The organism is Bradyrhizobium sp. AZCC 2289, from assembly GCF_036924615.1.
Taxonomy (GTDB): domain Bacteria; phylum Pseudomonadota; class Alphaproteobacteria; order Rhizobiales; family Xanthobacteraceae; genus Bradyrhizobium.
Genome location: NZ_JAZHRY010000001.1, coordinates 5,618,184 through 5,640,298, shown reverse-complemented (window position 1 = coordinate 5,640,298; position 22,115 = coordinate 5,618,184). Strand labels below are relative to the sequence as shown.

The window sequence follows — 22,115 nt, the reverse complement described above, 5'->3', positions numbered from 1 at the left end:
CGTCTAATTTCTTTCGCGAAGCGCCAAGCTCTTACGCTGGTGTTTTGTATCCCATACCGTTTGCGCGCTCGGGATTTGATCGAGCTCGAATCGGTTTTGGGGGAAGTCATGAACAAATTGCTCGGCTCGGCGGCCATCATGAGAAGCGCAACGATGACGCTCGCGTGCATCGCCGGAATCGGAATCACGCAAACCGCGTTTGCGGAAGACAAGTCGGACGCGGCACAAGAGGTCGAAATGCTTCGACGCGAAATGCAGCAGATGAAGGCATCGCAGAAGACCTTGCAGGCGAAGCTGGACGCACTGGCCGCCGCATCCAGCTCGCAAGCAGCGCATCGTCGAAATGGCGATGCACCGGTGATGAAAGCGCCGCAACCGGCATGGCCGGCAGGCGTCCAGATTCCTGCGCCGGCAGGGTCAGTCGCGCCTGACATCGCCGCGGTGCCGCAGCTCGCGCACACTTCCCAGACCGGAATCGTGCGGGGACCCGCGCCCGTACTGGGCGACACGCTGAGCACCCGGGTGTGGGGCGTGGATGTCGGCGTCTATGGTTTCCTCGATCTTTCCTTCGATCGCGCCAACAACGGCGTGAAGACCATCAACCAGGTTTCGAGCAACGAGTCGTTCCTGGGCGTCGCCGGTGGCATCGACATGGGATCGCCCTATTGGCGGGCGATTTTCCAGATCGAAACCATGGCGGAGGTGTCGGCAACGCCGGGCGTCGCAAGCTCGATCGGATCGCGCAATTCGTTTGCCGGCGTCGCCACACCCTATGGCAAGCTCATGTTCGGCAAGGACGACACGCCCTACAAGCGTTCGACCGCGCTGATGAACCCGTTCAAGGGGAGCGTCGGAGACTACAACTCGATCATGGGCAATTCAGCCGGCGAAGGTCGAACCGAATTCGACTATCGAATGCCGCATTCGGTGTTCTACGATTCTCCCGAGATTTACGGCTTCACCTTCAACGCGCTGTATTCGCCGGGCCAGAAGCTGGATGACCTCGCCGCCGCCGGCAACAACGCGTTTCCGGTCGGCGAACTGGTATGTTCAGGCTCGCAGCAGCCCAGCCTGAACGGCGCCACGCCTAACGCCCAGGGTACCCAGACGCTGTGCAACGACGGCGCGTTCAAGGACGCCTATAGCGCAGCCCTCAGCTATTCGTATGGTTCGCTGTACTTGACGGCGGCCTATGAGCTGCACAAGGACGTCAACCGGCAGTCCGACAAGGGCGGCGTGATTGCCGACGAGGCCGCGGCCAAGGTCGGGGCGTCGTATCACTTCCAGTTCAACAATCAATTGTCGTTCGTCTATGAGGAGCTGTATCGATACGGTGTGGCGGCAGCCACGAACGAACGGCAGCGGCCAGGCTTCTATGTCAGTGACGTTCAGGATCTGGGATACGGCGTCGACCTTATGGCGGGCTATGCGCATGCCGGCCAAACCCCCGGCAGCCCCAAATTTCCCGGACTTGATGACCGGGTCAACATGTACTCGCTCGGGCTGAAGTATCACTGGAACGAGCACACCAGTCTCTATCTCGTCGCCGCCTACCTCACGCAGGGGCCCGGCGCCCATTATGGACTTGGTGCCGGCGAGGGACACGGCGCTCCGGTGCTGTCGCCACGGGTTGCAACCGGCGGTCCGATGCCCGGTCAAACCGTCAGTGCGGTCTCGAGCGGAATGCAAATCGCATTCTGATGCAAATTCGGATACCCAACCGGGCTCGGCACGTCGCCGAGCCCGGTTTTTTGATTGCCGGAGCAAAATCGAGATCGCCGGCGGCTTGATGGCGCCGTCTATCGACAGCTCGCCCTGCCGCATCCGTCGCTGCGGACTTCCGCGCGGCCGTGGATTGTAATAGGCTCGACCGAAAATCGGGGACGGGAATGAGCAAGAGGGACAAGATCGCGGTGCTTGGCTCCGCCCTGTTGTTGCTCGCCATATTGACGGCCGGAGCGGTCGGGCTGTTCAAGGCGTATCGCTACAACGAGGCGCCGCCGGAATCGAACAGCGGATCCCAGTCGAAATCAGAAAAACTGGAAACCAACATCAGGTTTTCTTTTCACGAGCTGCGGCCCCGAAGTTTCGTGTGAACGAGACGCCGCGGCGGGTCCGAACCGCCTTTGAATGAACATTCAGCCGCCCCGGCGCGACCAAGAACCGATCCGCTGGAACCTGCCCGATGCGTTATTCGACTTTTGCCGCCGTCGCGAACGGGAACTCGCCGCCCGGTCGCAAAATCCTGTGCGTCCTGACCGCCCTTGCCTTGATGGCAGCCGCCTCACCGGCTGCCGCCAGCGAGTGGCGTTACGGTTGCAGAGGCGTGCTCCCGAGCGGGGACGCGCCGATCGTCATCTTCAACCGCGCCTCGCTCGTCATGCTGCCGAAGGCCTGGGTCAAGGGATCGCTGTTTGCCTCGGTGTACGACGAGCTTCTGAGCTCGAGCTTTCGAGCGACCAACAACAATTCGGGGCTGGTTCCGAACATGGTATTTACACGCGATGACCATCCCGACGAGAAGCTGACGCTGACCGAGCAGTCGTCCAAGACGATTTCGGACGTTCAACGTCCGGCCGGGCGCCAACCGCGCTCGGAGCAAACAACCACGTACACGAAGGTCTATCGATGGGTCAGCGACGGTATCTATGCGGGTCCATACGATATCAAAATGGACTGCATCAATTATGAACTCTCGGCGCCGTTACACCGATAGACCTCGTTGCGGGTCGTCGCATCGGCCTGCACTGTCAACCGTAATTCCCCCGGCAAACGGAAATAGTCGGTCCAGCCTCTCCCTACTCGATCACCTCGTCGGCGCGCAGAACGAGAGCGGACGGGATGATGACACCGAGCGTCCTGGCGGACTTGAGGTTGAGGACAAGCTCGAACTTTGTCGGTTGTTGGACCGGCAAATCGGCCGGCTTCGCACCCTTCAGAAGTTTGGCGACCTGGTCGGCGGAGAGCGAGTAAAGTTCCTCGGTTGTGATGCCATAACTCGCGAGGCACCCGGCTTCGACCATATTGCGCCATTGGCAGACCGCAGGGATCCTGGCAGCGAGGCTCAACTCTCCAAGCCGTTGCCGCAAGCTGGTGAACAGCGACGAAGAGACAATATTAACGCCTTCGGCGTGGCCCGCCCGCAACGCCTTGAAGGTCGGCTCTAAATCGTCAGGCCCGTGGACGTCGATCGTTTGAATTTCGACACCGAGATGGCGCGCAGTCTGGTCAATCCTCCGCAAGCGCTCTCCGCCGCTTGTCGCCGGATCGTTGATTACGCCAAAGCGTTTGGCATCCGGCAGCAGCTCTTTCAGCAATTCGATTTTCTTGGCGTCGAGTTCGGTCGCAAGAATGCTTACACCCGTCATGTTGCTGCCGGGCTTTGCCAGGCTGGCGGCGAGCCCGGAGCCTACGAGGTCATCAGCAACACACACGATAGGAATCGTCGCGGTCGCGGCTTGTGCGGCCTGCCCGGCCGGCTCTCCAAACGCCAGAATGACGGTGGCGCCGTCGCGCACCAGCCCCTCGGCGAGTCCTGGAAACCGTTCCAGTCTGCCCTCGGCGAGGCGCATTTCGAGGCGAACGTTCTTTCCATCAACGAGCCCAAACCTCGCGAGCGACTCGCGCAATAGCTGGGGACCCGGTTTTCCAACACCAGTTTGCTGATAAGCCTGTGTTGTAGAGGGAGAGAGCCAGCCGATGACCGGGAGCCTGACCTGCGCCTCCTGCGCATGCGGAAAGGCCGTGCTGCACAGCCAAATGATCAGTGTGAAAACGAGCCGCATCAATACCCTCGTTCAGGCTGATGACTGCGCTAAATGCAGATCAAGCTATACCAAGTCGCGCTTCGAGGGCATCGGGACGCCGGCAAGGAAGCTGGCAACGCGCTCGGCTCCGAGGCTGCTCGAAATGCCAGGTGCGGGAATCGAGCGAAAAATTGCGGCGTAGCGGAAAACTTAGGCGAATGGTGCGCCATTCAGAATAAAACTACGAACTCGTATGTTATTGAAGTAACTATATAATTTAAGGTGCCAGTGCCTGAACCGCGTGCGCGGATCTCATCATGGCCTGGCTGTAACAGCAGTCCACTCGCGAGAGGCCGGATACATTTATGCAACTGAAATCGTCACCCACGACGTCACGACACCTTGCACGGACGGGGCGGACCATACATTCCTTCCAGAAGGGTCCTTCAAGGCCGAATTGTCCATGGCGTCGGCCAGCAACCGCTTCAGCCGCGTGTTCTCGTCCTCCAGCGTCTTCAGCCGCGTGGCCTCCGACACCTCCATCCCGCCGAACTTCGCTTTTCATTTGTAGATGCTAGCGTTGCTGACGCCATGCTTGCGGCAGATCGGCGACCGAAACGTCGGCCTCATGCTCTTTCAAAATTCCGATGATCTGCTCTTCTGAAAAGCGGCCACGCTTCGTGGTCTGGTCCTCGTGCGGCGCGTCATTACCGCAATCCGCGTCGTAGCGTCGCATCATCCCGAACATTCTTGCCAAACCCCTGCGCAAGTCTTTGACTTCTCCCAATAAAAAGGGGGCTAATCCGCAAGGGATCGTTATTCCAAGGGGAGGAGGAAACCATGACCAAATCAAACAAGGGGAGTACTTCCAGCCGCCGCCGCTTTCTCAAGGTCGCTGCTGCGGGGGCCGCCGCGACGGTAGCCGCGCCGACGATCGTTAGCGCGCAGGGCCCAATTAGTATGCGCTTTCAGAGCACTTGGCCGTCGAAGGATATCTTTCACGAATACGCCCTCGACTACGCCAAGACGGTCAACGACATGACCGGCGGCGACCTCAAGATCGACGTGCTTCCCGCCGGCGCCGTGGTGCCCGCGTTCGGGCTGATCGATGCCGTGTCGAAAGGCACGCTCGACGGCGGCCACGGCGTGCTGGTCTACCACTACGGCAAGCAGAACGCGCTGGCGCTGTGGGGCTCGGGTCCGGGCTACGCCATGGACGCCAACATGCTGCTCGCCTGGCACAGGTGGGGCGGCGGCAAGGAGCTTCTCGCCAAACTGTATGCATCGCTCGGCCTGAACGTCGTTTCATTCCCGTACGCTCCGATGGCGACGCAGCCGCTCGGGTGGTTCAAGAAACCGGTCACCAGCGTCGACGACTTCAACGGCGTCAAATTCCGCACCGTCGGCATCTCCATCGACATGTTCACGGCCATGGGCGCCGCGGTGAACGCGCTGCCCGGCGGCGAAATCGTGTCGGCGATGGATCGCGGCCTGCTCGACGCGGCTGAGTTCAACAACGCCACGTCGGACCGCCTGCTTGGCTTCGCCGACGTCTCCAAGGTCTGCATGCTGCAGAGCTACCACCAGAACGCCGAGCAGCTGGAGATCACGTTCAACAAGACGAAATACGACGCGCTGCCAGACAAGATGAAGGCGATCATTGCCAATGCGGTGAGCGCCGCTTCGCAAGAGATGCAATGGAAGGCGATCGACCGATACTCGCAGGACTACATCGAGTTGCAGACCAAGGACAAGGTGAAGTTCTACAAGACGCCGGATGCAATTCTCAAACGGCAGCTTGAGATCTTCGATGACATCGTGAAGAAGTACTCGGCGACAAATCCGCTGTTCAAGGAAATCGTCGAATCGCAGATCGCGTTTGCCCGCCGGGTGACGCAATGGGAACAGGACACCGTCGTCAACCGCAAGATGGCGTTCGATTACTACTTCGGGCCAAAAGGGACCGCGAAGAAGAGCTGACGACATATTGAATCGGCAAGGCACCGTTCGGGACGGCGACCGGATGGTGCTTTGTCATTTCATTCTTTCCTCGGATTAATCGGCGGCGACCAATGACCGTCCAGAAACTTCTGCTTGTCATTGACGAAATCAGCACGTGGTGCGGCAAGGCCGCGGCCTGGTTGATCATATTGCTGATGGCCGTCGTCTGCGTCGAAGTGTTCAAGCGCTACATCATGAACATGCCGACGGCGTGGATCTTCGATCTTAATAACATGCTGTACGGAAGCGCGTTTATGCTGTGCGGCGCCTACACGCTGGCGCAGAACGCCCATGTCCGCGGCGACTTCCTTTACAGCTCGATGCGACCGCGCATGCAGGCGTGGCTGGACATCGTGCTATATGCGGGTTTTTTTATCCCCGGTATCGCCGCCCTCATATATGCGGGCTTTGACTACGCCGCCGACTCGTGGCGGATCGCGGAGCATTCGAATGTCACGGCAGATGGGCCGCCGGTTTATCACTTCAAATCCGTGATCCCCATCGCCGGCGCGCTGGTGATGCTGCAAGGCGTCGCCGAGATCGTGCGTTGCGTCGTCTGCCTGCGGACCGGCGAATGGCCCAGCCGACTGAGGGACGTCGCGGAGATCGACGTCATCGAGCAGCAGCTCGCCCACAGCGAATATGTCGATGAGGAGTCGCGCAAGTTTGCCATCGAGCGGGCGCATGAAATCGACGAGAGTGCGCGCCAGCGCGGTATGGGCGGGGACCTGAACACATGAGCGATCCGGCACTCGGGCTCCTGATGCTCACGCTCATCGTGGTTGTGATCATGATGGGCTTCCCGACAGCGTTCACGCTGATGGGCCTGGGCATAGTTTTTGGCTACATCGCGTTCTATGACCCGACGCATTCCTGGGCCGACAACCGCGTGTTCGATTTGATGGTTGAGCGCACCTACGGCGCCATGACCAACGACGTCCTGATCTCCATCCCGCTGTTCGTGCTGATGGGCTACGTGATGGAGCGCGGCGCGCTGGTCGACAAGATGTTCTACTCGATCCAGCTCGCGTTCCGCCGCGTGCCGGCTTCGCTTGCGGTCGCGACCCTGATCGTCTGCACGTTTTGGGGGATCGCGAGCGGCCTTGTCGGCGCGGTGGTGGTGCTGATGGGCGTCATCGCATTTAATCCCATGCTCAAGGCGGGGTACGACGTGAAGCTCGCCTCCGGCGTCATCACGGCCGGCGGCACGCTCGGCATTCTGATTCCGCCGTCGGTCATGATCATCGTCTATGCCGCGGTCGCCGGTCAGTCGATCGTCAAGCTGTACGCGGCGGCGATGTTCCCCGGCTTCTTTCTGTCGTTCCTGTATCTCATTTACATAGTCGCCTGGGCGATGATCAATCCGAAGATCGCCCCGCCATTGCCGGAGGACCAAACGAAGGTTCCGGTGCCGGCATGGCTGTCGAAGTTCGAGGATACCTATCGTTCGCAAACGATCCTGATCTCGTTGATCAAGGGGCTGCTCTCGCCGTCGAGGGCAAGGCAAATCGACGCGGAAGGCCGTCTGGTCAGCTACTGGATGCTGCTCTCAAGTTTCGGTTACGCGCTGGTGCCGTTTATGATCGTCGCCGGCACGATGGCCACCGTCTGGTGGTACGTCGTTATTCACCAGCAGGCTGCCATCGAACTCGCGGTAACCGGCGTGCAGCAATTGGGCACACCAGAGCTGGTTACGAACGAGGCCACGCCCGCTGAACTGGGGCCAGGACTCGAATTCTACCTCTGGTTCTGGGGCATCACGGCTGTTTGCGCGCTGTTGCAGGTCCGTTACTACTGGAGGTTCAACGCCGAGCGGCTCTCGGTTGTGAGACTGCTGGCCTCGTCGACCATGCCGCTCGGCATTCTCACCGTCGTCGTGCTCGCCGTAATCCTGTTCGGAATCTGCACCGCAACCGAGTCCGCCGCCGTTGGCGCCTTTGGCGCATTCTTGCTGGCGGTGCAAGCCCGCACGCTCGACTGGAAGCGTACCAAGGAAGCGGTGTTCCTGACCGCGAAGACCACCGCGATGGTGTGCTGGCTGTTCGTCGGCTCGGCGCTGTTCTCGGCGGTGTTCGCGATTCTCGGCGGCCAGGCGCTGCTCGAGCACTGGGTGCTGTCGCTCAACATGACACCTGTGCAGTTCATGCTCCTGTCGCAGGCGATCATCTTCGTGCTCGGCTGGCCGCTCGAATGGACCGAGATCATCATCATCTTCGTGCCGATCTTCCTGCCGATGCTGAAGCACTTCAACATCGACCCGATCCTGTGGGGCACGCTGGTGTTCGTGAACTTGCAGGCGGCGTTCCTGTCGCCGCCGGTGGCGATGTCGGCCTTCTATCTGAAGGGCGTGTCGCCAAAGCATGTCACGCTGAACCAGATCTTTGCCGGCATGATGCCCTACATGCTGATCGTTATCCTGTGCATGGTCATCATGTACCTCTGGCCCGGCATGACGCTGTGGCTGCCGAACTATCTGTACGGAGGTTGAGGCGCGGCGGGCGGCAGAGAGCGGCTTGGCAGACCAAATGGTGCCCAGGGGCGTGATCGAACCATCGGGCTTCGCCCAACGGGCTACGCCGGGACGAGCTTTCACTCGGAAAGTCCTTTGGCTACAGCAGGACCGAACTTGGTGGTGCCCAGGGGCGGGATCGAACCACCGACACTGCGATTTTCAGTCGCATGCTCTACCAACTGAGCTACCTGGGCATTTCCCTGCGGCCATGGCCCGGGAGCGCCGGTTTATAGTCAGGCTGGGCGGCTGTGTCCACCCGCCTTCGCCTTCGGCTACGGCGCGGCGGGCCCCGCTTCGATTCTGCCCCCAAGGTATTGAGAATTAACCGCTATTTCGCATCGGGGCAGCTGTTGCGGGAGTCTGGCTCAAGCGTGATGGGATTAGGTCGAACGGCGACCGCGGAGGGACCGCGCTCCCTCTCCCGCTTGCGGGGGCGGGTTGGGGTGGGGGTGCCGCCGCGAGTCAGACTGCCCGTGTGGAGAGAGTTTCCCCACCCGCAAGCGGGAGAGGTGCAGCGAAGCCGTTCCCCCCTTAATTCTCCACCCTGATCCTGGCCTCCTGGATCACCGGGCCCCATTTGTCGATTTCCGACTTCAGGAAGCGGGCCAGCTCGGCCCGGGTCGAGCCTTTCGGGTTGGCGCCGAGTTCCTCGAACCGGGTCTTGACCGCGGGATGGACCAGCGCCGCGTTGGTGTCGGCGTTGATCTTGGCGACGACGTCCGGCGGCGTCTTGATCGGCACGAAGAAGCCGAACCACGAAAACACGTCGAAGCCGGGCACGCCGGATTCGGCGATGGTCGGAATCTCCGGCACGACCGACACGCGCTCCTTCGTCGTCACCGCGAGCGCGCGCACCTGGCCGCCCCTGGCGTGCTGCAGGATCGAGGGCATGTTGTCGAAGATGACGTCGACGCGGCCGGGAATGAGGTCGTTGATCGCCGGCGCGCCGCCGCGATAGGGGATGTGCGTCATCTCAACCTTGGCGAGCCGCTTGAACAGCTCGCCGCTCAGATGCAGCGTGGTGCCGTTGCCGGACGAGGCGTAGGTGACCTTGCCGCGGTTGGCGTTGCAATAGGCGATGAACTCCTGGACCGATTTCGCGGGCGAGGAATTCGGCACGCACATCAGATTGGGCTGGGTGATCAGCATCGTCACCGGCGCAAAGTCGGCGACGGAATCGTAGGTCAATGACGGATAGAGAAACTGGTTGGTCGCCATCCCCGGCCCGGCGATGAAGATGGTGTAGCCGTCGGCGTCGGAATGGGCGACCATGTCGGCGGCGATGTTGCCGCCGGCGCCCGGCTTGTTCTCGATCACCACCGACTGGCCCCAGACCTCCTGCAGGCGGTTGCCGACCAGGCGCGCGGTGATGTCGGTCGAGCCGCCCGGCGTGAACGGCACCACGATGCGCACCGGCTTGACCGGCCAGTCGGCGGCAAGGGCGCGCGAGGTTAGAATCGAAGGCGCGGCCACGGCAGCAGCCGTGAGGCCGACAAAATTGCGGCGATTCAGCATGGGACGACCCCTCCGGCAGGAACCGCCTGATTGCCTCAGGTCGTGCTGTTGCAGGGGAGTGTGGAGACAGGCCCCGATTAAATCAATGCGCCTAAAGCGGGATGGGGCATTGTCCGGTGCGGTGGCTTCATCCTTCGAGACGCCCCGCTTCGCGGGGCTCCTCAGGATGAGGTCTCAAACCCTCATGGTGAGGAGCGCGGCACCGCCGCGCGTCTCCGGACGATGCTTCGCATCGCCGGGAGAACCATGAGGCCACGGAATGCGCCGTCATGATTCTACCCGAACGGAATAAGCCTATTCCGCGTCTTCCTCGTCGTCCTTGCCGGGAATGACGTAGGAGCCGGACAGCCAGCGGTTGAGATCGACATCGCGGCAGCGCGGCGAACAGAACGGCAGCGTCGGGCCGGAGGCCGGCTTGCCGCAGGTCGGGCACTTCTTTGCGGCCGCCTTGCCGGAGCCGGTATCGTTGGTTGGCTTAGCTGGCATTCAACCAGCCGAAGCGGATCGGAAAGCCCTCGCCGCCGAGCAGCGTGACCGTCTCGTACAGCGGCAGGCCGACGATGTTGCTGTAGGAGCCGACCATCTTGACCACGAAGGATCCGGCGATGCCCTGCACCGCGTAGCCGCCGGCTTTGCCGCGCCATTCGCCGGAGCCGATATAGGCCTGGATGTCGTCCTCGCTGAGCCGCTTGAAGCGCACCCGGGTCTCGATCAGGCGCTGGCGAAAGGCCTCCTTCGGCGTCACCAGGCAGATCGCGGTGTAGACGCGGTGGTTGCGGCCCGACAACAGCCGCAGGCATTGCGCGGCCTCGTCGACCAGATTGGCCTTCGGCAGGATGCGGCGGCCGACCGCGACCACGGTGTCGGCGGCGAGGATGAAGGAGCCACGCAGCTCGTCGTCGAGCTGGACGGATTTCAGCGCCGCATCGGCCTTGGCGCGGGCGAGGCGATTGGCGCAGGCGCGCGGCAGTTCGCCCCGCTTCGGGGTCTCGTCGACGTCGGCGGGACGCAGCGCGTCGGGCTCGATACCGGACTGGTTGAGCAGGCTGAGCCGTCGCGGCGAACCGGAGGCAAGAACGAATTTGGGACGGCCAAGCATGCGAATTTTTTTCGGGAAGGATTCGGGGGCTGAATGCGCGCGGAACCTATCGGAAGGCACCGCTTTTCACAACCGGGGAACCCGACCATCGCGGCCCCCGAGCAAGCGGGAGCTCCGGCGCCGTGACGCAGGATCGGCACGGCCAACATTGCGATTCCGTGACACCGGCCTTGTCGGATCGAGCCGCGGCGGATTCAGCGCACCGGATCGATCGGCGTCGCCACACCGAGGCGGGCCTCGATGGCCTCGGCTGCTTCGAGGCAGAGGTCTTCGCGTAACCGCCGCCCGGTGATCAGCACGCCGATCGGCAATCCGGTGTCGGCGTCGCGACCGGCCGGCACGCAGGCCGACGGCAGCCCGAGCAGATTGGCCGGAACCACCGGGCGCATCAGCTCCTTGGTCGCAGCCGCTCCCGCCGGGGTCGCCGAGTCAAAACCATGCTCGAACGGCAATTGCGTCCAGGTCGGCGACAGCAGCAGCGGCCGGTCCGCCATGAAGCTCGACCAGGCGCGGGCGATGCCGTCGCGCTCGACCATCAGCTGCGACCATGCCGCGAGGTCGGCCAAGGGCGTTACCGCCGCATTGAAGCCATCCAGAAAAGCCATCGCCTCGGCGCCCATCATCGGCGACAGCATCGCCAACACCGAGCCGAAATCGCCCATGATGAAGCGGGCCCAGCAGTTGACCGCGTCGGCGTAGCGCGGCGGGCTGGCTTCTTCGACGACATAACCGGCGTCGGCCAGCGCCGCTGCGGCGCGCCGCACCGTCGCCGCCACCTTTGGATCGGTGCTGCCGCCGGGCGGCTCGGGCAATACGGCGACGCGAATCGGCCGGGCCACTGCCGGGCCATCGAACGGCGCATCGATCGACCAGGGGTCGCGCGGATGCGCCCCCATCAGGACGCGCAGGCCGAGCCGCACATCCGCGACGCGGCGGGCCATCGGACCCTGCACGTTCATCAGTTGCACCGCCAGCATGCGGTCTTCGGCCGGCACATAACCCGCATCCGGCACGCGGCCGGCGGACGGACGGATCGAGGCGATGCCGCAAGCGTTGGCCGGATTGCGCAGCGAGCCGCCGATGTCGTTGCCAAGGCCGATCGGACTCATGCCGCTGGCCAGCGCCGCGGCCTCGCCGCCGCTGGAGCCGCCGGCGGTGCGCCCGGGGTGCCAGGGATTACGGGTCAGACCGTGCAGCGAACTGTCGGTGTGCACGCGCAGCGCCATGTCGAGTAGATTGGTGCGGCCGATCGGGATCGCGCCGGCGGCGCGCATGCGTTCGACCACCGGCGCATCCGCCGGCACCACCGCCTTGGCCAGCGCCGGCACGCCCCAGGTGGTCGGCAGCCCGGCCATGTCGATATTTTCCTTCACCGTAAACGGCACGCCATGCAGCGGGCCGACGGCCTCGCCGGCCGCCAGCCGCCGGTCGGCCACGGCCGCCGCCGCGCGGGCCTCGTCGGCCAGGATTTTCACCACGGCATTGAGCGCCGGGTTCACGGCATCGATACGCGCCAAATGGGCATCGACCACCTCCGCCGAACTGAGCTGCCGGCGCGCAATGCGCTGCGCCAGTTCGGTGGCCGGGAGCTGCCAGATCTCGCTCATTATTTACTCCCCCATGTGCAATGAAGCTGCGCCACCCGCCCGCCGGTCAGACTAACACTGCGCCTGCCTTGCGTCGCCCCTGCGAAAGCAGGGGCCCATAACCACCGGCCGTCGTAGTGGAAAAGAAATGTGCGACAGCCACTACCTCAAATTGCTCCGCCGCGGCGTATGGGTCCCTGCTTTTCGACAGCGCGGATGTGTCACCCGCTTGCCGCGCCCACCTTGGAAAACCGCTTGCGGATGCGCAGCAGAAGCGTGTCGCAGACCTCGCGATAAGCCCCGAGCTTCTGCTCGCGGCTGCCCTCGGTGCCGGTCGGGTCATGCGTCGGCCAGTATTCGACGTCGGCTGCCATGGTGCGCGTCAGTTCCAGCGCCCTGTGGTGCGCTTCCGGCGACAGCGTGATGATCAGGTCGAAATTCAGCCCTTCCCAATCGTCGAGTTCCTCGAACGTCATCGGCTTGTGACGCGAGATGTCCTGGCCGAGTTCCGCCATCACGGCGACCGCGAACGGATCCAGTTCGCCCTTCTTGACGCCGGCCGACCTGACATAAAGCGCCTGCGGGAACATCTGCTGCAGCAGGCTCTCGGCCATCGGCGAACGCACGCTGTTGAAGCCGCATGCGAACAGCACGGCTTGCGGATTACGGGCGCGAAGCGGCGCCATCATGCGCTCAGGCTTTTCTCGTTTGAGGCGAGACCTTCTCCGGCATCGGGATCATGCGCTTCATGTGAAGCATGACCTGCTCCGAAAACCGCTTCGCACTTTTCGGGGTCATGCGTTCTGTTTTACGCATGATCTGATCCGAAAACCGGTCCCCACTTTTCGGGATCATGCGTCCTGCCCCTTCCAGTGCAGAACGCAGATCAGCGTGAACAGCCGCCGGGCGGTTTCGAAATCGATCCTTACCTTGCCTTTCAGCCGTTCCTGCAGGGTGCGCGAACCTTCGTCATGGATGCCGCGGCGGCCCATGTCGATGGCCTCGATCTTGTCCGGCGTCGCGGTCCGGATCGCCTGATAATAGCTGTCGCAGATCATGAAATAGTCCTTCACGATGCGCCGGAACGGCGTCAGCGACAGCAAATGCGCCACCACGGGCGTGCCGTCCTCGCGGCGGATGTCGAACGCCAGCCGGTTGCCGGTGATGGCCAGATGCAGCGTGAACGGCCCGGTCTCTGCCCCTTCCGGCGCGAACAGGTTCTGCTCGATCAGATCGTAGATCGCGATCGCACGTTCATGCTCGATGTCGGGGCCGGAACGCCCGATCGATTCCTCATCGAGCGTCACCGCGACGATGCGCTTGTGCTGGTCCTCGTCTGGTGGCGGCTTGGTCATGTGAGGTTGAGACGAAGTCCTACGGAACGTGAATGGGCATCGAGACCTTCAGCTTTACCAAGCGTCATCGCAGCCGGTCCCAGCGCGCGCAACTGGTCCGGCCCGCATTTGAGGATCGAGGTCCGCTTCATGAAGTCAAGTACGCCGAGGCCCGACGAGAACCGCGCCGAGCGCGCGGTCGGCAGCACGTGGTTGGAGCCGCCGACATAATCGCCGATCGCCTCCGGCGTATGGGGGCCGAGGAAGATCGCGCCGGCGTTGCGGATTTTTGCCGACAGCGCCTCGGCATCCGCGGTCATGATTTCGAGATGCTCGGCGGCGATGGCGTTGGCGAGCACCACCGCCTCGTCGAGCTGTTTTACCATGATGATGGCGCCAAACTCGTTCCACGAGGCCCGCGCGATTTGCGCGCGTGGCAGCGTCACAAGCTGGGCTTCCAGCGCGCGTTCGACCTCGGCGGCCAGCGCCGCGCTGTCGGTGATCAGGATCGACTGCGCGCTGGCGTCGTGCTCGGCCTGCGCCAGCAGATCGGCGGCGATCCAGCCGGCGTTGCCGGTATCGTCGGCGATGACCAGCACTTCAGAGGGACCCGCGATCATGTCGATGCCGACCTTGCCGAAAACCTGGCGCTTGGCGGCGGCGACATAGGCGTTGCCGGGGCCGACGATTTTGGCGACCGGCGCGATGGTGGCGGTGCCGTAGGCCAACGCCGCCACCGCCTGCGCGCCGCCGACGCGATAGATTTCGGAGACGCCGCCGAGATGGGCCGCCGCCAGCACCAGCGGATTGAGCTTGCCGTCCGGCGACGGCACCACCATCACCACGCGCGGCACGCCCGCGACTTTCGCCGGCACCGCGTTCATCAGCACCGAGGACGGATAGGCGGCGGTGCCGCCGGGAACGTAGAGCCCGACCGCATCGACCGCGCTCCAGCGCCAGCCGAGCTCGACGCCGAGCGCATCGGTGAAGCGCTCGTCCTTCGGCAATTGACGGCGGTGAAAAACCTCGATCCGGTCGCGCGCGAATTTCAGCGCATCCAGGGTTGGGGCATCGCAGGCCCCGACCGCGGCGTCGACCTCGGCCGCGGTCACGCGCAGGCCGGAGGCTGCAATGTCGAGCCGGTCGAACTTGCGCGTCGCCTCGATCAGCGCGGCGTCGCCGCGCGCGGCCACGTCGTCGACGATGGCGCGGGTCGCCCGTTCGACGTCGGCCGAGACTTCGCGCTTGGCGACGAGAAATTTCGCGAATTGCGCGTCGAAATCGGCGTTGCTTCGGTCAAGGCGAACGGGCATGACGGCTTTCTGGGACTCATCTAAGGGCCCATGCTCAATGGCGCGGCGGCCAAGGGCCGTCAACCCTTTGGGGCCGGTCATTCCGGGATGGTCCCAACGGGTCGGCTTTTGCGCCGCCCGATGACAGGCTCCGGACCAGACCCGGAATCTCGAGATTCCGGGTTCGATGCTTCGCATCGCCCCGGAATGACCCTGTCACACCTCGAACCCTGACGGCGCGGTGCCGACATCGCTGGTCCCGAGATCGTCTGTCCCAAGGTCGGTCAGCTCGCATTCCAGGCATTCGACGTCCAGCCGCAGCGCCCCGCCATGGCCAAACAGCAGCAGCGCGCTGCCGCCTGGGACCTCGCCGGGGTGGAATTCGATCCCGACCAGTTCCAGCGTCGCCTGGGGCTGCCCGAGGTCGATGTTGCGCGACTTGCAGGCCAGCACCCGGTCGAAGCGCAGCGCCGCGATCAGGCGGCGGGGGCGCGTTCCGCCGGTTAACGTCTGTTCCCAGTCCAGCCGGTTCATGCCGACCACCAGCCGCATTTGGTCCTGCCGCCAGACGATATCGGATGTCTGCACGCGGGCGTCCTGCACATGCGCGGATATCACCGCGAGATCGTCCGCATCGAGCGCAATCAGTTTGAGCTGGTCGGGCACCGCCATCGGCAAAACCTTACCTTCAATTTGCGCGTATCCTAATCGCAAAACCGGTACGGATCATGACCGCGGAGATGGTTTTGCGGGATACGCGTTAGTCGCTGATGCGCTGGATCGACGCGCCGCAGGCCGACAGTTTTTCCTCCAGCCGCTCAAAGCCGCGGTCGAGGTGATAGACCCGGTTGACCATGGTCTCGCCTTCGGCGGCAAGCCCCGCGATCACCAGCGACACCGACGCGCGCAAATCGGTCGCCATGACCGGCGCGCCGCGCAGTATTGCGGACCCCTCGATGGTCGCGGTCTCGCCATCGAGCGAAATCTTCGCGCCGAACCGCGCCAGCTCCTGAACGTGCATGAAGCGGTTTTCGAAGATCGTCTCGGTAATCTCCGAGGAGCCGCCGGCGCAGGCCATCAGCGCCATCAATTGCGCCTGCAGATCGGTGGGAAAGCCCGGAAACGGCGCGGTCGCGACCTTGACCGGCCTGATCCCGGCGCCATTGCGCGCGACGCGAATGCCCTCATTATTGATGGAGATGACGGCGCCGGCCTCGGTCAGCACGTCGAGCGCCGACTGCAGCAGCTCCGGCCGCGCGCCCGAGAGCTGCACGTCGCCGCCGGTCATGGCCACCGCCATCGCATAGGTGCCGGCCTCGATGCGATCGGGCAGCACGGTATGCCGCGCGCCATGAAGTTTTGTCACGCCCTCGATGACGATACGCGGCGTGCCGGCGCCGCTGATGCGCGCGCCCATCTTGTTCAGGCAGTCGGCGACGTCCTTAATTTCCGGCTCGCAGGCCGCATTGGTGATTTCAGTCGTGCCGCTGGCGAGGCTTGCCGCCATCAGCGCGACATGGGTGCCGCTCACGGTCACCTTGGGGAAATCGATCGGGGCGCCGCGCAGGCCGCCCGGCGCTTTCGCGATCACATAGCCGCCATCAATGGCGATGTCGGCGCCGAGTTTCTCCATCGCCATGATCAAGAGATCGACCGGCCGCGTGCCGATCGCGCAGCCGCCCGGCAGCGAGACCTTTGCCACGTGCATCCGGGCCAAGAGCGGCGCGATCACCCAGAAGCTGGCGCGCATCCGCGACACCAGCTCATAGGGCGCGGTGGTGTCGATGATATCGGCCGCCGAAATATGCAGGGTCTGGCCCTGATATTCGCGGTCGCCGGGCCGCTTGCCCGCGGACATGATGTCGACGCCATGATTGCCGAGGATGCGCTGCAATTGCGCGACGTCGGCGAGCCGCGGCACGTTGTCGAGGATCAGCGTTTCCTCGGTCAGCAAGCCTGCGATCATCAGAGGCAGCGCCGCATTCTTCGCACCCGAGATCGCAATGGTGCCGTTGAGCTTGCTGCCGCCGACAATACGAATGCGGTCCATATTATTTCCTGCCCCGATTATTTCTTGACTATAGGGGGTATGCGCCCAGCGCAAAAGGCCTTGAAATTTGCGGCTATTTGATGGGTTGGATATCCAACCGCAGTGTCATTCCGGGGCGGTGCGTAGCACCGAACCCGGAATCTCGAGATTCCGGGTTCGCGCTGCGCGCGCCCCGGAATGACGACGCGATTAAATGCGATTGATATCCTCGCTCTCCAGCACCGGCTTCGGATAGCCGTCCCTGGCGACCTTGATCATGGCGCGGCCGAGTTGCTCGGAGGTCGTCATGTATTTCGGCGCGACGCGATTGAGGTATGACAACAGCGGCGCGGTGACGACATAGATCGCCTGGACCCAAGCGGTCTTCGATCGCACCCCGTGCAGCGGCTGGATGCCGGCGGGCCGGAACATGTAGGCCGCCTTGAACGGCAGCTTGAGCAGGTCGTTTTCGGTCTTGCCTTTGACCCGCGCCCACATCTGCGGGCCCTGCTCGGTTGAATCGGTGCTGCGGCCGGTGACGTAGGTGAACACCATGCCGGGATTGAGCCGTGACAGCGTCTTCGCCGCCGCAAGCGTGATATCGTAGGTCAGATGCCGGTAGCGCGCCTCGTCCATGCCGATCGAGGAAACGCCGAGGCAGAAGAAGCAGGCGTCGTATCCTGCGAGTTGCGATTCGATCGCCGAGAAATCCGTAAAATCATCGTGCAGGACTTCGCTGAGCTTGGCGTGCGTCCGCCCGGTCGGGCTGCGCCCGACCACCACCACGCGCTCGATGCCCGGATCGATCAGGCATTCGCGCAGGACGCCCTGCCCGACCATGCCGGTGGCGCCGAACAGGATGACTTTCATATCAGGGTGAACTCCGTTCATCGCTTGATGAACGCCAGCAGATCGGCGTTGATCGTGGCGGCTTCCGTGGTCGGCATGCCGTGCGGAAAGCCCTTGTAGGTCTTCAAGCTGCCGTTCTTCAACAGCTTGGCCGACAGCGGCCCGGAATCGGCATAGGGGACGATCTGGTCGTCATCGCCATGCATCACCAGCACGGGCACGGAGATCTTCTTGAGGTCGTCGGTGAAATCGGTCTGCGAGAAGGCGACGATGCCGTCGTAATGCGCCTTGGCGCCGCCCATCATGCCCTGGCGCCACCAGTTCTGGATTACGGCCTCGGAAGGTTTGGCGCCCGGCCGATTGTAGCCGTAGAACGGCCCCGCCGGGAGTGCGCGATAGAATTCCGAGCGATTGGCCGCGAGTTGCGCCTGCAATCCGTCAAACACTTCCTTGGGCAGGCCGCCAGGATTGGCGGGTGTCTGCACCATCAGCGGCGGCACCGCGCTGATGATGGCCGCCTTTGCCACCCGGCTCTCGCCATGGCGGGCAATGTAATGCACCACCTCGCCGCCGCCGGTGGAATGGCCGACGTGAACCGCATTCTTAAGGTCGAGATGCGCCGTCACCGCCGCCAGATCATCGGCATAATGATCCATGTCATGGCCGTCGCCGGTCTGGCTGGACCGGCCGTGGCCGCGGCGGTCATGGGCGATGACGCGATAGCCGTGGTTGAGAAAAAACAGCATCTGCGCGTCCCAGTCATCTGATGACAACGGCCAGCCGTGGCTGAACACGATGGGCTGCCCCGAGCCCCAGTCCTTGTAGAAAATCTCGATGCCGTCCTTGGTCGTGATCGTGGGCATGATGCGCTCCTCTTTGTCGTCATTCCGGGACACGCGTAAGCGTGGACCCGGAATCCAGAGATATGTTGATCGAGATTCCGGGTTCGCGCTTCGCGCGCCCCGGAATGACGAGACTGGTTCAGCCGAATTTCACGCCGGCTTGAATCGCCGCCACGCGCCGATGATCATCAGGACGAAGAACACCAGCACGATGCCCTGGACCACCGCGAACACCGGTCCGGACGGCGGATTGCCCGGCGCCACCGCGGTCAGCGCCGGTATCTTGAGGAAGCTCTGGATCACCAGCACGAACACATTGAAGTAGAGCGAGAGCAGGGCCGTCACCACATAGATCCAGCGCCACGAACCGGAAAGCTTCATGGCGTAGAGCGCGATGCAGGCGATCGCCAGCAGCACCAGCGAGAGGATACCGATCATGTGCGACGGCAGCACCTGCGTGAACGGAAACAGGAAGCCGGTGGCGCTGGTCAGGATCGTGAACAGCAGGAAGATCGCGGTCAGGCCGGGCTTCCGGTCGGAGGCGAGCATCCCGAACATCACGACCAGGCCTGCGACAATTCCGATCAGGCTGATGATCACGTGAACCAACGTGAACGTCGCCAAGCTCATCCCCAAGACCATGTGGTGCACTCCCCGTTGAGAACCGGTCAGGAGGTTACGACGCAGCGGAGAAAATTACCACATGCATCCGTGGCAGGATGGTCAGCATATCATGTGCATCAACTAAAGTATGGATTTGCTTGAACAGTTTGCATGTCTGTCACAAATAAAGGCAGCTCAAAAAACTGGAGCTAGTAATAACGCGGGATTTTCCCGTTATGCGGTGTCTTGCGGTTCGAGAGGTCGAACAGCACTTCATCGACATAGCACCAGCCCCAGCCTTCCGGCGGATCATAGCCTTCGATGATCGGATGGCCGGTGGCGTGGAAATGCGCTGACGCGTGCTTGTTCGGGGAATCGTCGCAGCAGCCGACATGGCCGCAGCTGCGGCAGATCCGCAGATGCAGCCACCGGCTGCCGCTCTTGAGGCATTCCTCGCAGCCGAGCGCGCTCGGCGTGACGGTATGGATGCCGGCGATGTGGGTGCAGCCTTTTGACATGCGCTTTCTTTGTTTTGACGCGTTTTCTACGCAGATAAGTCTACGCAATCTGCGCAAGCTTGATTGCTATGCGAACCGGCATCCATCGCGCATCAAGTGCTGGACAGGCCCCGCTTGAAAACGCTTTGTTCTACAGCGCCGGCTTGGCGCTGTCGCCGAGAAAGCCGTGCAGCGCCGCCACCACCTGCGCGCCCTCGCCGATGGCGCCGCCGACACGCTTGACCGAGCCCGAGCGCACGTCGCCGACCGCGAACACGCCAGGCACGGTGGTCTCCAGCGGCGGCACCGGGCGTTCGCCGTTCTGGCCGTCCTGCACGCCGGTCAGCACGAATCCGGCGCGGTCGACCTTGACGCCGCAGCCCTCGAGCCAGCCGGTCGCCGGATCAGCGCCGACGAACAGGAACAGGTTGCGGACGTCGAGCATGTAAACATCCGGACCCAGGCGGCTGCGCCAGCGCACGCGCGCGAGCGTTTCGCTGCCTTCCAGCCCGACCACTTCGGCGTTGAAAATCAATTCGATGTTCGGCGTCGCCTCGATGCGCTCGATCAGATAGCGCGACATGCTGGAGCCCAGGCCGCCGCCACGGATCATCATGTGAACTTTTCGCGCGTGTCCCGAGAGGAACACCGCAGCCTGTCCCGCCGAATTGCCGCCACCGACCAGCACGACGTCCTGGTTGGCGCACAGCCTGGCTTCGATCGGCGAAGCCCAGTACCAGACGCCGCGGCCTTCAAACCGGTCGAGATTTTCGATCTCGGGCCGCCGATAGCGCGCCCCGCTGGCCACCACGATTGATCTTGCACGCAGGAAGCGTCCGCATTGGGTCGCGAGTTCGAAGGCGCCGCTGTTCTTCGAGCAGTCGAGCGACTTGATCGACACCGGGATCAGCATTTCGGCGCCGAACTTCTGCGCCTGGCTGAATGCGCGCCCCGCCAGCGCCTGCCCGGATATCCCGGTTGGAAATCCCAGATAGTTTTCGATTCGCGCGCTGGCGCCGGCCTGACCGCCATAGGCCCTCGAGTCGAACACCGCGACCGACAATCCTTCCGAGGCCGCATAGACGGCGGTGGCGAGCCCGGCCGGACCGCTGCCGACCACCGCGACATCGTAAACCTTGTCGGGCCCGTGGTGACCGATCATACCCATCGCCATCGCAAGCGCCGTCTCGGTGGGATTGCGCAGCACCGTGCCGTCCGGGCACACCACCAGCGGCAGATCGGCGCGCGAGGCCGAATAGCGCGCGACGAGGTCGGCGGCATCCTTGTCGGTGGCGGGATCGAGCAGATGATGCGGCTGGCCGTTGCGCGCCAGGAAATTCTGCAGCCGCGCCATGTCGCCGAGCGAAACAGGGCCGATCAGCACCGGGCCGCCGACGCCGCCCTGGATCAGGCTGACCCGGCGCAGGATCAGCGCGCGCATGATGCGCTCGCCGAGATCGGCTTCCGCGACCAGCAGCGCGCGCAGTTTGTCGGGGGGAATCAGCAGCGTTTCGACATCGCCCTCGGCGTGGCCGTCGACCAGCGCGACGCGGCCGGAGAGCTGGCCGATCTCGGCCAGGAATTGACCCGGGCCCTGATCGATCACCGGGGAGACATGGCCAAGGCCGTCGCGCTGGGTGATCGCGACTTCGCCCGACAGTATCACGAACATGCCTGGCCCCGGCTTGCCGGTCTCGAACAGGGCTTCGCCGTGCTTGAAGAAGACCACCTCGCCGAACCGGCGCATGCGGTCGATTTCGTGCGGCGTCAGCGTCGGGAAGGTCTGCTCATGACGCGGGAACGCAAAGGAATTAGTCGCTGTCGCCGGATCGGCCGTGGTGTTGTCTGCGCTCATCTCGCCGCTCGCTTGCCTGGAAAGAAAATCGAATCATCACTTGTGCGGAAAGCATTTTTGGGGCCTTCCGGCGAACGGCCGGGATTTTCCCGACGGCTAACGGCCCGGCTCTTTTCCGCTGCCGTCATCTAGTGGCGCTTCAGCGTCTTCGGAAGATGCGCCCACCGCATCGCTACGCCCGCGCGCCTGCGATTTCCGGCGCTTGAGATTTTCGCGCAGCGCCAGTTTCAGCCGGTCCTTTCGCGAATCCTTCACAGGCGACCCCGGTTGTCGCTCGCGCTTGGCTTGATCGTCTTTCATCGCAGGCCCGCTCGAATACAAAGTCATTCCGGAGAATACACCGGCGACCGGACCA

23 protein-coding genes, 1 tRNA gene and 1 pseudogene are annotated in these 22,115 nt (G+C 63.3%); 7 read left to right on the top strand and 18 right to left on the bottom strand.

From position 1 onward, the window contains the following. Positions 1-108: 108 nt before the first annotated feature. The 3 genes from V1289_RS26735 to V1289_RS26725 all read left to right on the top strand — a co-directional run bounded on the left by V1289_RS26735 (position 109) and on the right by V1289_RS26725 (position 2,716). Complete coding sequence (locus V1289_RS26735; RefSeq protein WP_334400214.1) at positions 109-1,701, top strand: porin; 1,593 nt, start codon at positions 109-111, stop codon at positions 1,699-1,701. Positions 1,702-1,889: 188 nt separating this feature from the next. Then, complete coding sequence (locus V1289_RS26730; protein WP_334400212.1) at positions 1,890-2,096, top strand: hypothetical protein; 207 nt, start codon at positions 1,890-1,892, stop codon at positions 2,094-2,096. A gap of 89 nt (positions 2,097-2,185) precedes the next feature. Then, on the top strand, positions 2,186-2,716 hold the full coding sequence (locus V1289_RS26725) for a hypothetical protein (RefSeq protein ID WP_334400209.1): 531 nt from the start codon (positions 2,186-2,188) through the stop codon (positions 2,714-2,716). A gap of 82 nt (positions 2,717-2,798) precedes the next feature. Here V1289_RS26725 and V1289_RS26720 read toward each other — a convergent pair whose 3' ends face one another. Next, on the bottom strand, positions 2,799-3,785 hold the full coding sequence (locus V1289_RS26720) for an ABC transporter substrate-binding protein (RefSeq protein ID WP_334400207.1): 987 nt from the start codon (positions 3,783-3,785) through the stop codon (positions 2,799-2,801). On the opposite strand from V1289_RS26720, the gene V1289_RS26715 reads away from it, so the two are divergent. Beyond that, positions 3,700-3,948, top strand: coding sequence for a hypothetical protein (locus V1289_RS26715; RefSeq protein ID WP_334408017.1), 249 nt, complete (start codon positions 3,700-3,702; stop codon positions 3,946-3,948). The genes V1289_RS26720 and V1289_RS26715 overlap by 86 nt on opposite strands. A 221-nt stretch (positions 3,949-4,169) precedes the next feature. Here the strand turns inward: V1289_RS26715 and V1289_RS26710 are convergent. Continuing rightward, positions 4,170-4,482, bottom strand: a pseudogene (locus V1289_RS26710) (transposase); the annotation flags it as partial. Positions 4,483-4,586: 104 nt separating this feature from the next. On the opposite strand from V1289_RS26710, the gene V1289_RS26705 reads away from it, so the two are divergent. The 3 genes from V1289_RS26705 to V1289_RS26695 all read left to right on the top strand — a co-directional run bounded on the left by V1289_RS26705 (position 4,587) and on the right by V1289_RS26695 (position 8,235). Then, positions 4,587-5,726: a TRAP transporter substrate-binding protein gene (locus V1289_RS26705; RefSeq protein WP_334400205.1), complete on the top strand. Its 1,140-nt coding sequence runs from the start codon at positions 4,587-4,589 to the stop codon at positions 5,724-5,726. A gap of 92 nt (positions 5,727-5,818) precedes the next feature. After that, positions 5,819-6,487, top strand: coding sequence for a TRAP transporter small permease subunit (locus V1289_RS26700; protein ID WP_334400203.1), 669 nt, complete (start codon positions 5,819-5,821; stop codon positions 6,485-6,487). After that, positions 6,484-8,235 (top strand): TRAP transporter large permease, encoded by a 1,752-nt coding sequence (locus V1289_RS26695; protein WP_334400201.1) that lies wholly within the window; start codon positions 6,484-6,486, stop codon positions 8,233-8,235. The genes V1289_RS26700 and V1289_RS26695 overlap by 4 nt, the downstream gene beginning before the upstream one ends. Positions 8,236-8,377: 142 nt before the next feature. On the opposite strand, the gene V1289_RS26690 is transcribed toward V1289_RS26695, so the two are convergent. From V1289_RS26690 to V1289_RS26615, 16 genes are all read right to left on the bottom strand, one after another. Next, positions 8,378-8,453 (bottom strand) — tRNA-Phe (locus V1289_RS26690). Between the two features lie 337 nt (positions 8,454-8,790). Then, the gene (locus V1289_RS26685; protein ID WP_334400199.1) at positions 8,791-9,774 is read right to left on the bottom strand and encodes a Bug family tripartite tricarboxylate transporter substrate binding protein; all 984 of its coding nucleotides are present in this window, start codon (positions 9,772-9,774) and stop codon (positions 8,791-8,793) included. Between the two features lie 294 nt (positions 9,775-10,068). Continuing rightward, entirely contained in the window at positions 10,069-10,260 is a 192-nt protein-coding gene (gene yacG, locus V1289_RS26680) for a DNA gyrase inhibitor YacG (protein WP_334400197.1), read from the bottom strand. Next, a complete protein-coding gene (locus tag V1289_RS26675; RefSeq protein WP_309181738.1) occupies positions 10,250-10,873 on the bottom strand; it encodes a Maf-like protein in 624 nt (207 codons plus the stop codon). The genes yacG and V1289_RS26675 overlap by 11 nt, the downstream gene beginning before the upstream one ends. Before the next feature lie 194 nt (positions 10,874-11,067). Then, positions 11,068-12,480 carry an amidase gene (locus V1289_RS26670; RefSeq protein WP_334400194.1) on the bottom strand — a complete coding sequence of 471 codons (1,413 nt, stop codon included), beginning with the start codon at positions 12,478-12,480 and terminating at the stop codon, positions 11,068-11,070. 200 nt (positions 12,481-12,680) lie between these two features. Continuing rightward, positions 12,681-13,148: an arsenate-mycothiol transferase ArsC gene (locus V1289_RS26665; RefSeq protein WP_334400192.1), complete on the bottom strand. Its 468-nt coding sequence runs from the start codon at positions 13,146-13,148 to the stop codon at positions 12,681-12,683. Between the two features lie 162 nt (positions 13,149-13,310). Next, positions 13,311-13,814, bottom strand: coding sequence for a UPF0262 family protein (locus V1289_RS26660; protein WP_334400190.1), 504 nt, complete (start codon positions 13,812-13,814; stop codon positions 13,311-13,313). Then, a complete protein-coding gene (gene hisD / locus V1289_RS26655; RefSeq protein ID WP_334400188.1) occupies positions 13,811-15,106 on the bottom strand; it encodes a histidinol dehydrogenase in 1,296 nt (431 codons plus the stop codon). The genes V1289_RS26660 and hisD overlap by 4 nt, the downstream gene beginning before the upstream one ends. A 195-nt stretch (positions 15,107-15,301) precedes the next feature. Beyond that, positions 15,302-15,751: a DUF2948 family protein gene (locus V1289_RS26650; protein ID WP_334407697.1), complete on the bottom strand. Its 450-nt coding sequence runs from the start codon at positions 15,749-15,751 to the stop codon at positions 15,302-15,304. Between the two features lie 94 nt (positions 15,752-15,845). Beyond that, positions 15,846-17,135 (bottom strand): UDP-N-acetylglucosamine 1-carboxyvinyltransferase, encoded by a 1,290-nt coding sequence (gene murA, locus V1289_RS26645; protein WP_334400186.1) that lies wholly within the window; start codon positions 17,133-17,135, stop codon positions 15,846-15,848. Between the two features lie 189 nt (positions 17,136-17,324). Then, the gene (locus V1289_RS26640; RefSeq protein ID WP_334400184.1) at positions 17,325-17,984 is read right to left on the bottom strand and encodes an epimerase; all 660 of its coding nucleotides are present in this window, start codon (positions 17,982-17,984) and stop codon (positions 17,325-17,327) included. Between the two features lie 17 nt (positions 17,985-18,001). Continuing rightward, the gene (locus tag V1289_RS26635; RefSeq protein ID WP_334400182.1) at positions 18,002-18,826 is read right to left on the bottom strand and encodes an alpha/beta fold hydrolase; all 825 of its coding nucleotides are present in this window, start codon (positions 18,824-18,826) and stop codon (positions 18,002-18,004) included. A gap of 129 nt (positions 18,827-18,955) precedes the next feature. Further along, a complete protein-coding gene (locus V1289_RS26630; RefSeq protein ID WP_334400180.1) occupies positions 18,956-19,447 on the bottom strand; it encodes a hypothetical protein in 492 nt (163 codons plus the stop codon). Between the two features lie 170 nt (positions 19,448-19,617). Beyond that, positions 19,618-19,926 carry a UBP-type zinc finger domain-containing protein gene (locus V1289_RS26625; protein ID WP_334400178.1) on the bottom strand — a complete coding sequence of 103 codons (309 nt, stop codon included), beginning with the start codon at positions 19,924-19,926 and terminating at the stop codon, positions 19,618-19,620. Between the two features lie 130 nt (positions 19,927-20,056). After that, a complete protein-coding gene (locus V1289_RS26620; RefSeq protein ID WP_334400176.1) occupies positions 20,057-21,760 on the bottom strand; it encodes an FAD-dependent oxidoreductase in 1,704 nt (567 codons plus the stop codon). A gap of 96 nt (positions 21,761-21,856) precedes the next feature. Further along, positions 21,857-22,060 (bottom strand): hypothetical protein, encoded by a 204-nt coding sequence (locus tag V1289_RS26615; protein WP_334400174.1) that lies wholly within the window; start codon positions 22,058-22,060, stop codon positions 21,857-21,859. Between the last annotated feature and the right edge of the window lie 55 nt (positions 22,061-22,115).

Bases quoted from the DNA above. Each gene is read 5' to 3' on its own strand.
- V1289_RS26735 (WP_334400214.1), top strand. From the start codon at position 109: ATGAACAAATTGCTCGGCTCGGCGGCCATCATGAGAAGCGCAACGATG.
- V1289_RS26730 (WP_334400212.1), top strand. From the start codon at position 1,890: ATGAGCAAGAGGGACAAGATCGCGGTGCTTGGCTCCGCCCTGTTGTTG.
- V1289_RS26725 (WP_334400209.1), top strand. From the start codon at position 2,186: ATGCGTTATTCGACTTTTGCCGCCGTCGCGAACGGGAACTCGCCGCCC.
- V1289_RS26715 (WP_334408017.1), top strand. From the start codon at position 3,700: ATGACCGGGAGCCTGACCTGCGCCTCCTGCGCATGCGGAAAGGCCGTG.
- V1289_RS26720 (WP_334400207.1), bottom strand. From the start codon at position 3,785: ATGCGGCTCGTTTTCACACTGATCATTTGGCTGTGCAGCACGGCCTTT.
- V1289_RS26705 (WP_334400205.1), top strand. From the start codon at position 4,587: ATGACCAAATCAAACAAGGGGAGTACTTCCAGCCGCCGCCGCTTTCTC.
- V1289_RS26700 (WP_334400203.1), top strand. From the start codon at position 5,819: ATGACCGTCCAGAAACTTCTGCTTGTCATTGACGAAATCAGCACGTGG.
- V1289_RS26695 (WP_334400201.1), top strand. From the start codon at position 6,484: ATGAGCGATCCGGCACTCGGGCTCCTGATGCTCACGCTCATCGTGGTT.
- V1289_RS26685 (WP_334400199.1), bottom strand. From the start codon at position 9,774: ATGCTGAATCGCCGCAATTTTGTCGGCCTCACGGCTGCTGCCGTGGCC.
- yacG (WP_334400197.1), bottom strand. From the start codon at position 10,260: ATGCCAGCTAAGCCAACCAACGATACCGGCTCCGGCAAGGCGGCCGCA.
- V1289_RS26675 (WP_309181738.1), bottom strand. From the start codon at position 10,873: ATGCTTGGCCGTCCCAAATTCGTTCTTGCCTCCGGTTCGCCGCGACGG.
- V1289_RS26670 (WP_334400194.1), bottom strand. From the start codon at position 12,480: ATGAGCGAGATCTGGCAGCTCCCGGCCACCGAACTGGCGCAGCGCATT.
- V1289_RS26665 (WP_334400192.1), bottom strand. From the start codon at position 13,148: ATGATGGCGCCGCTTCGCGCCCGTAATCCGCAAGCCGTGCTGTTCGCA.
- V1289_RS26660 (WP_334400190.1), bottom strand. From the start codon at position 13,814: ATGACCAAGCCGCCACCAGACGAGGACCAGCACAAGCGCATCGTCGCG.
- hisD (WP_334400188.1), bottom strand. From the start codon at position 15,106: ATGCCCGTTCGCCTTGACCGAAGCAACGCCGATTTCGACGCGCAATTC.
- murA (WP_334400186.1), bottom strand. From the start codon at position 17,135: ATGGACCGCATTCGTATTGTCGGCGGCAGCAAGCTCAACGGCACCATT.
- V1289_RS26640 (WP_334400184.1), bottom strand. From the start codon at position 17,984: ATGAAAGTCATCCTGTTCGGCGCCACCGGCATGGTCGGGCAGGGCGTC.
- V1289_RS26635 (WP_334400182.1), bottom strand. From the start codon at position 18,826: ATGCCCACGATCACGACCAAGGACGGCATCGAGATTTTCTACAAGGAC.
- V1289_RS26630 (WP_334400180.1), bottom strand. From the start codon at position 19,447: ATGGTCTTGGGGATGAGCTTGGCGACGTTCACGTTGGTTCACGTGATC.
- V1289_RS26625 (WP_334400178.1), bottom strand. From the start codon at position 19,926: ATGTCAAAAGGCTGCACCCACATCGCCGGCATCCATACCGTCACGCCG.
- V1289_RS26620 (WP_334400176.1), bottom strand. From the start codon at position 21,760: ATGAGCGCAGACAACACCACGGCCGATCCGGCGACAGCGACTAATTCC.
- V1289_RS26615 (WP_334400174.1), bottom strand. From the start codon at position 22,060: ATGAAAGACGATCAAGCCAAGCGCGAGCGACAACCGGGGTCGCCTGTG.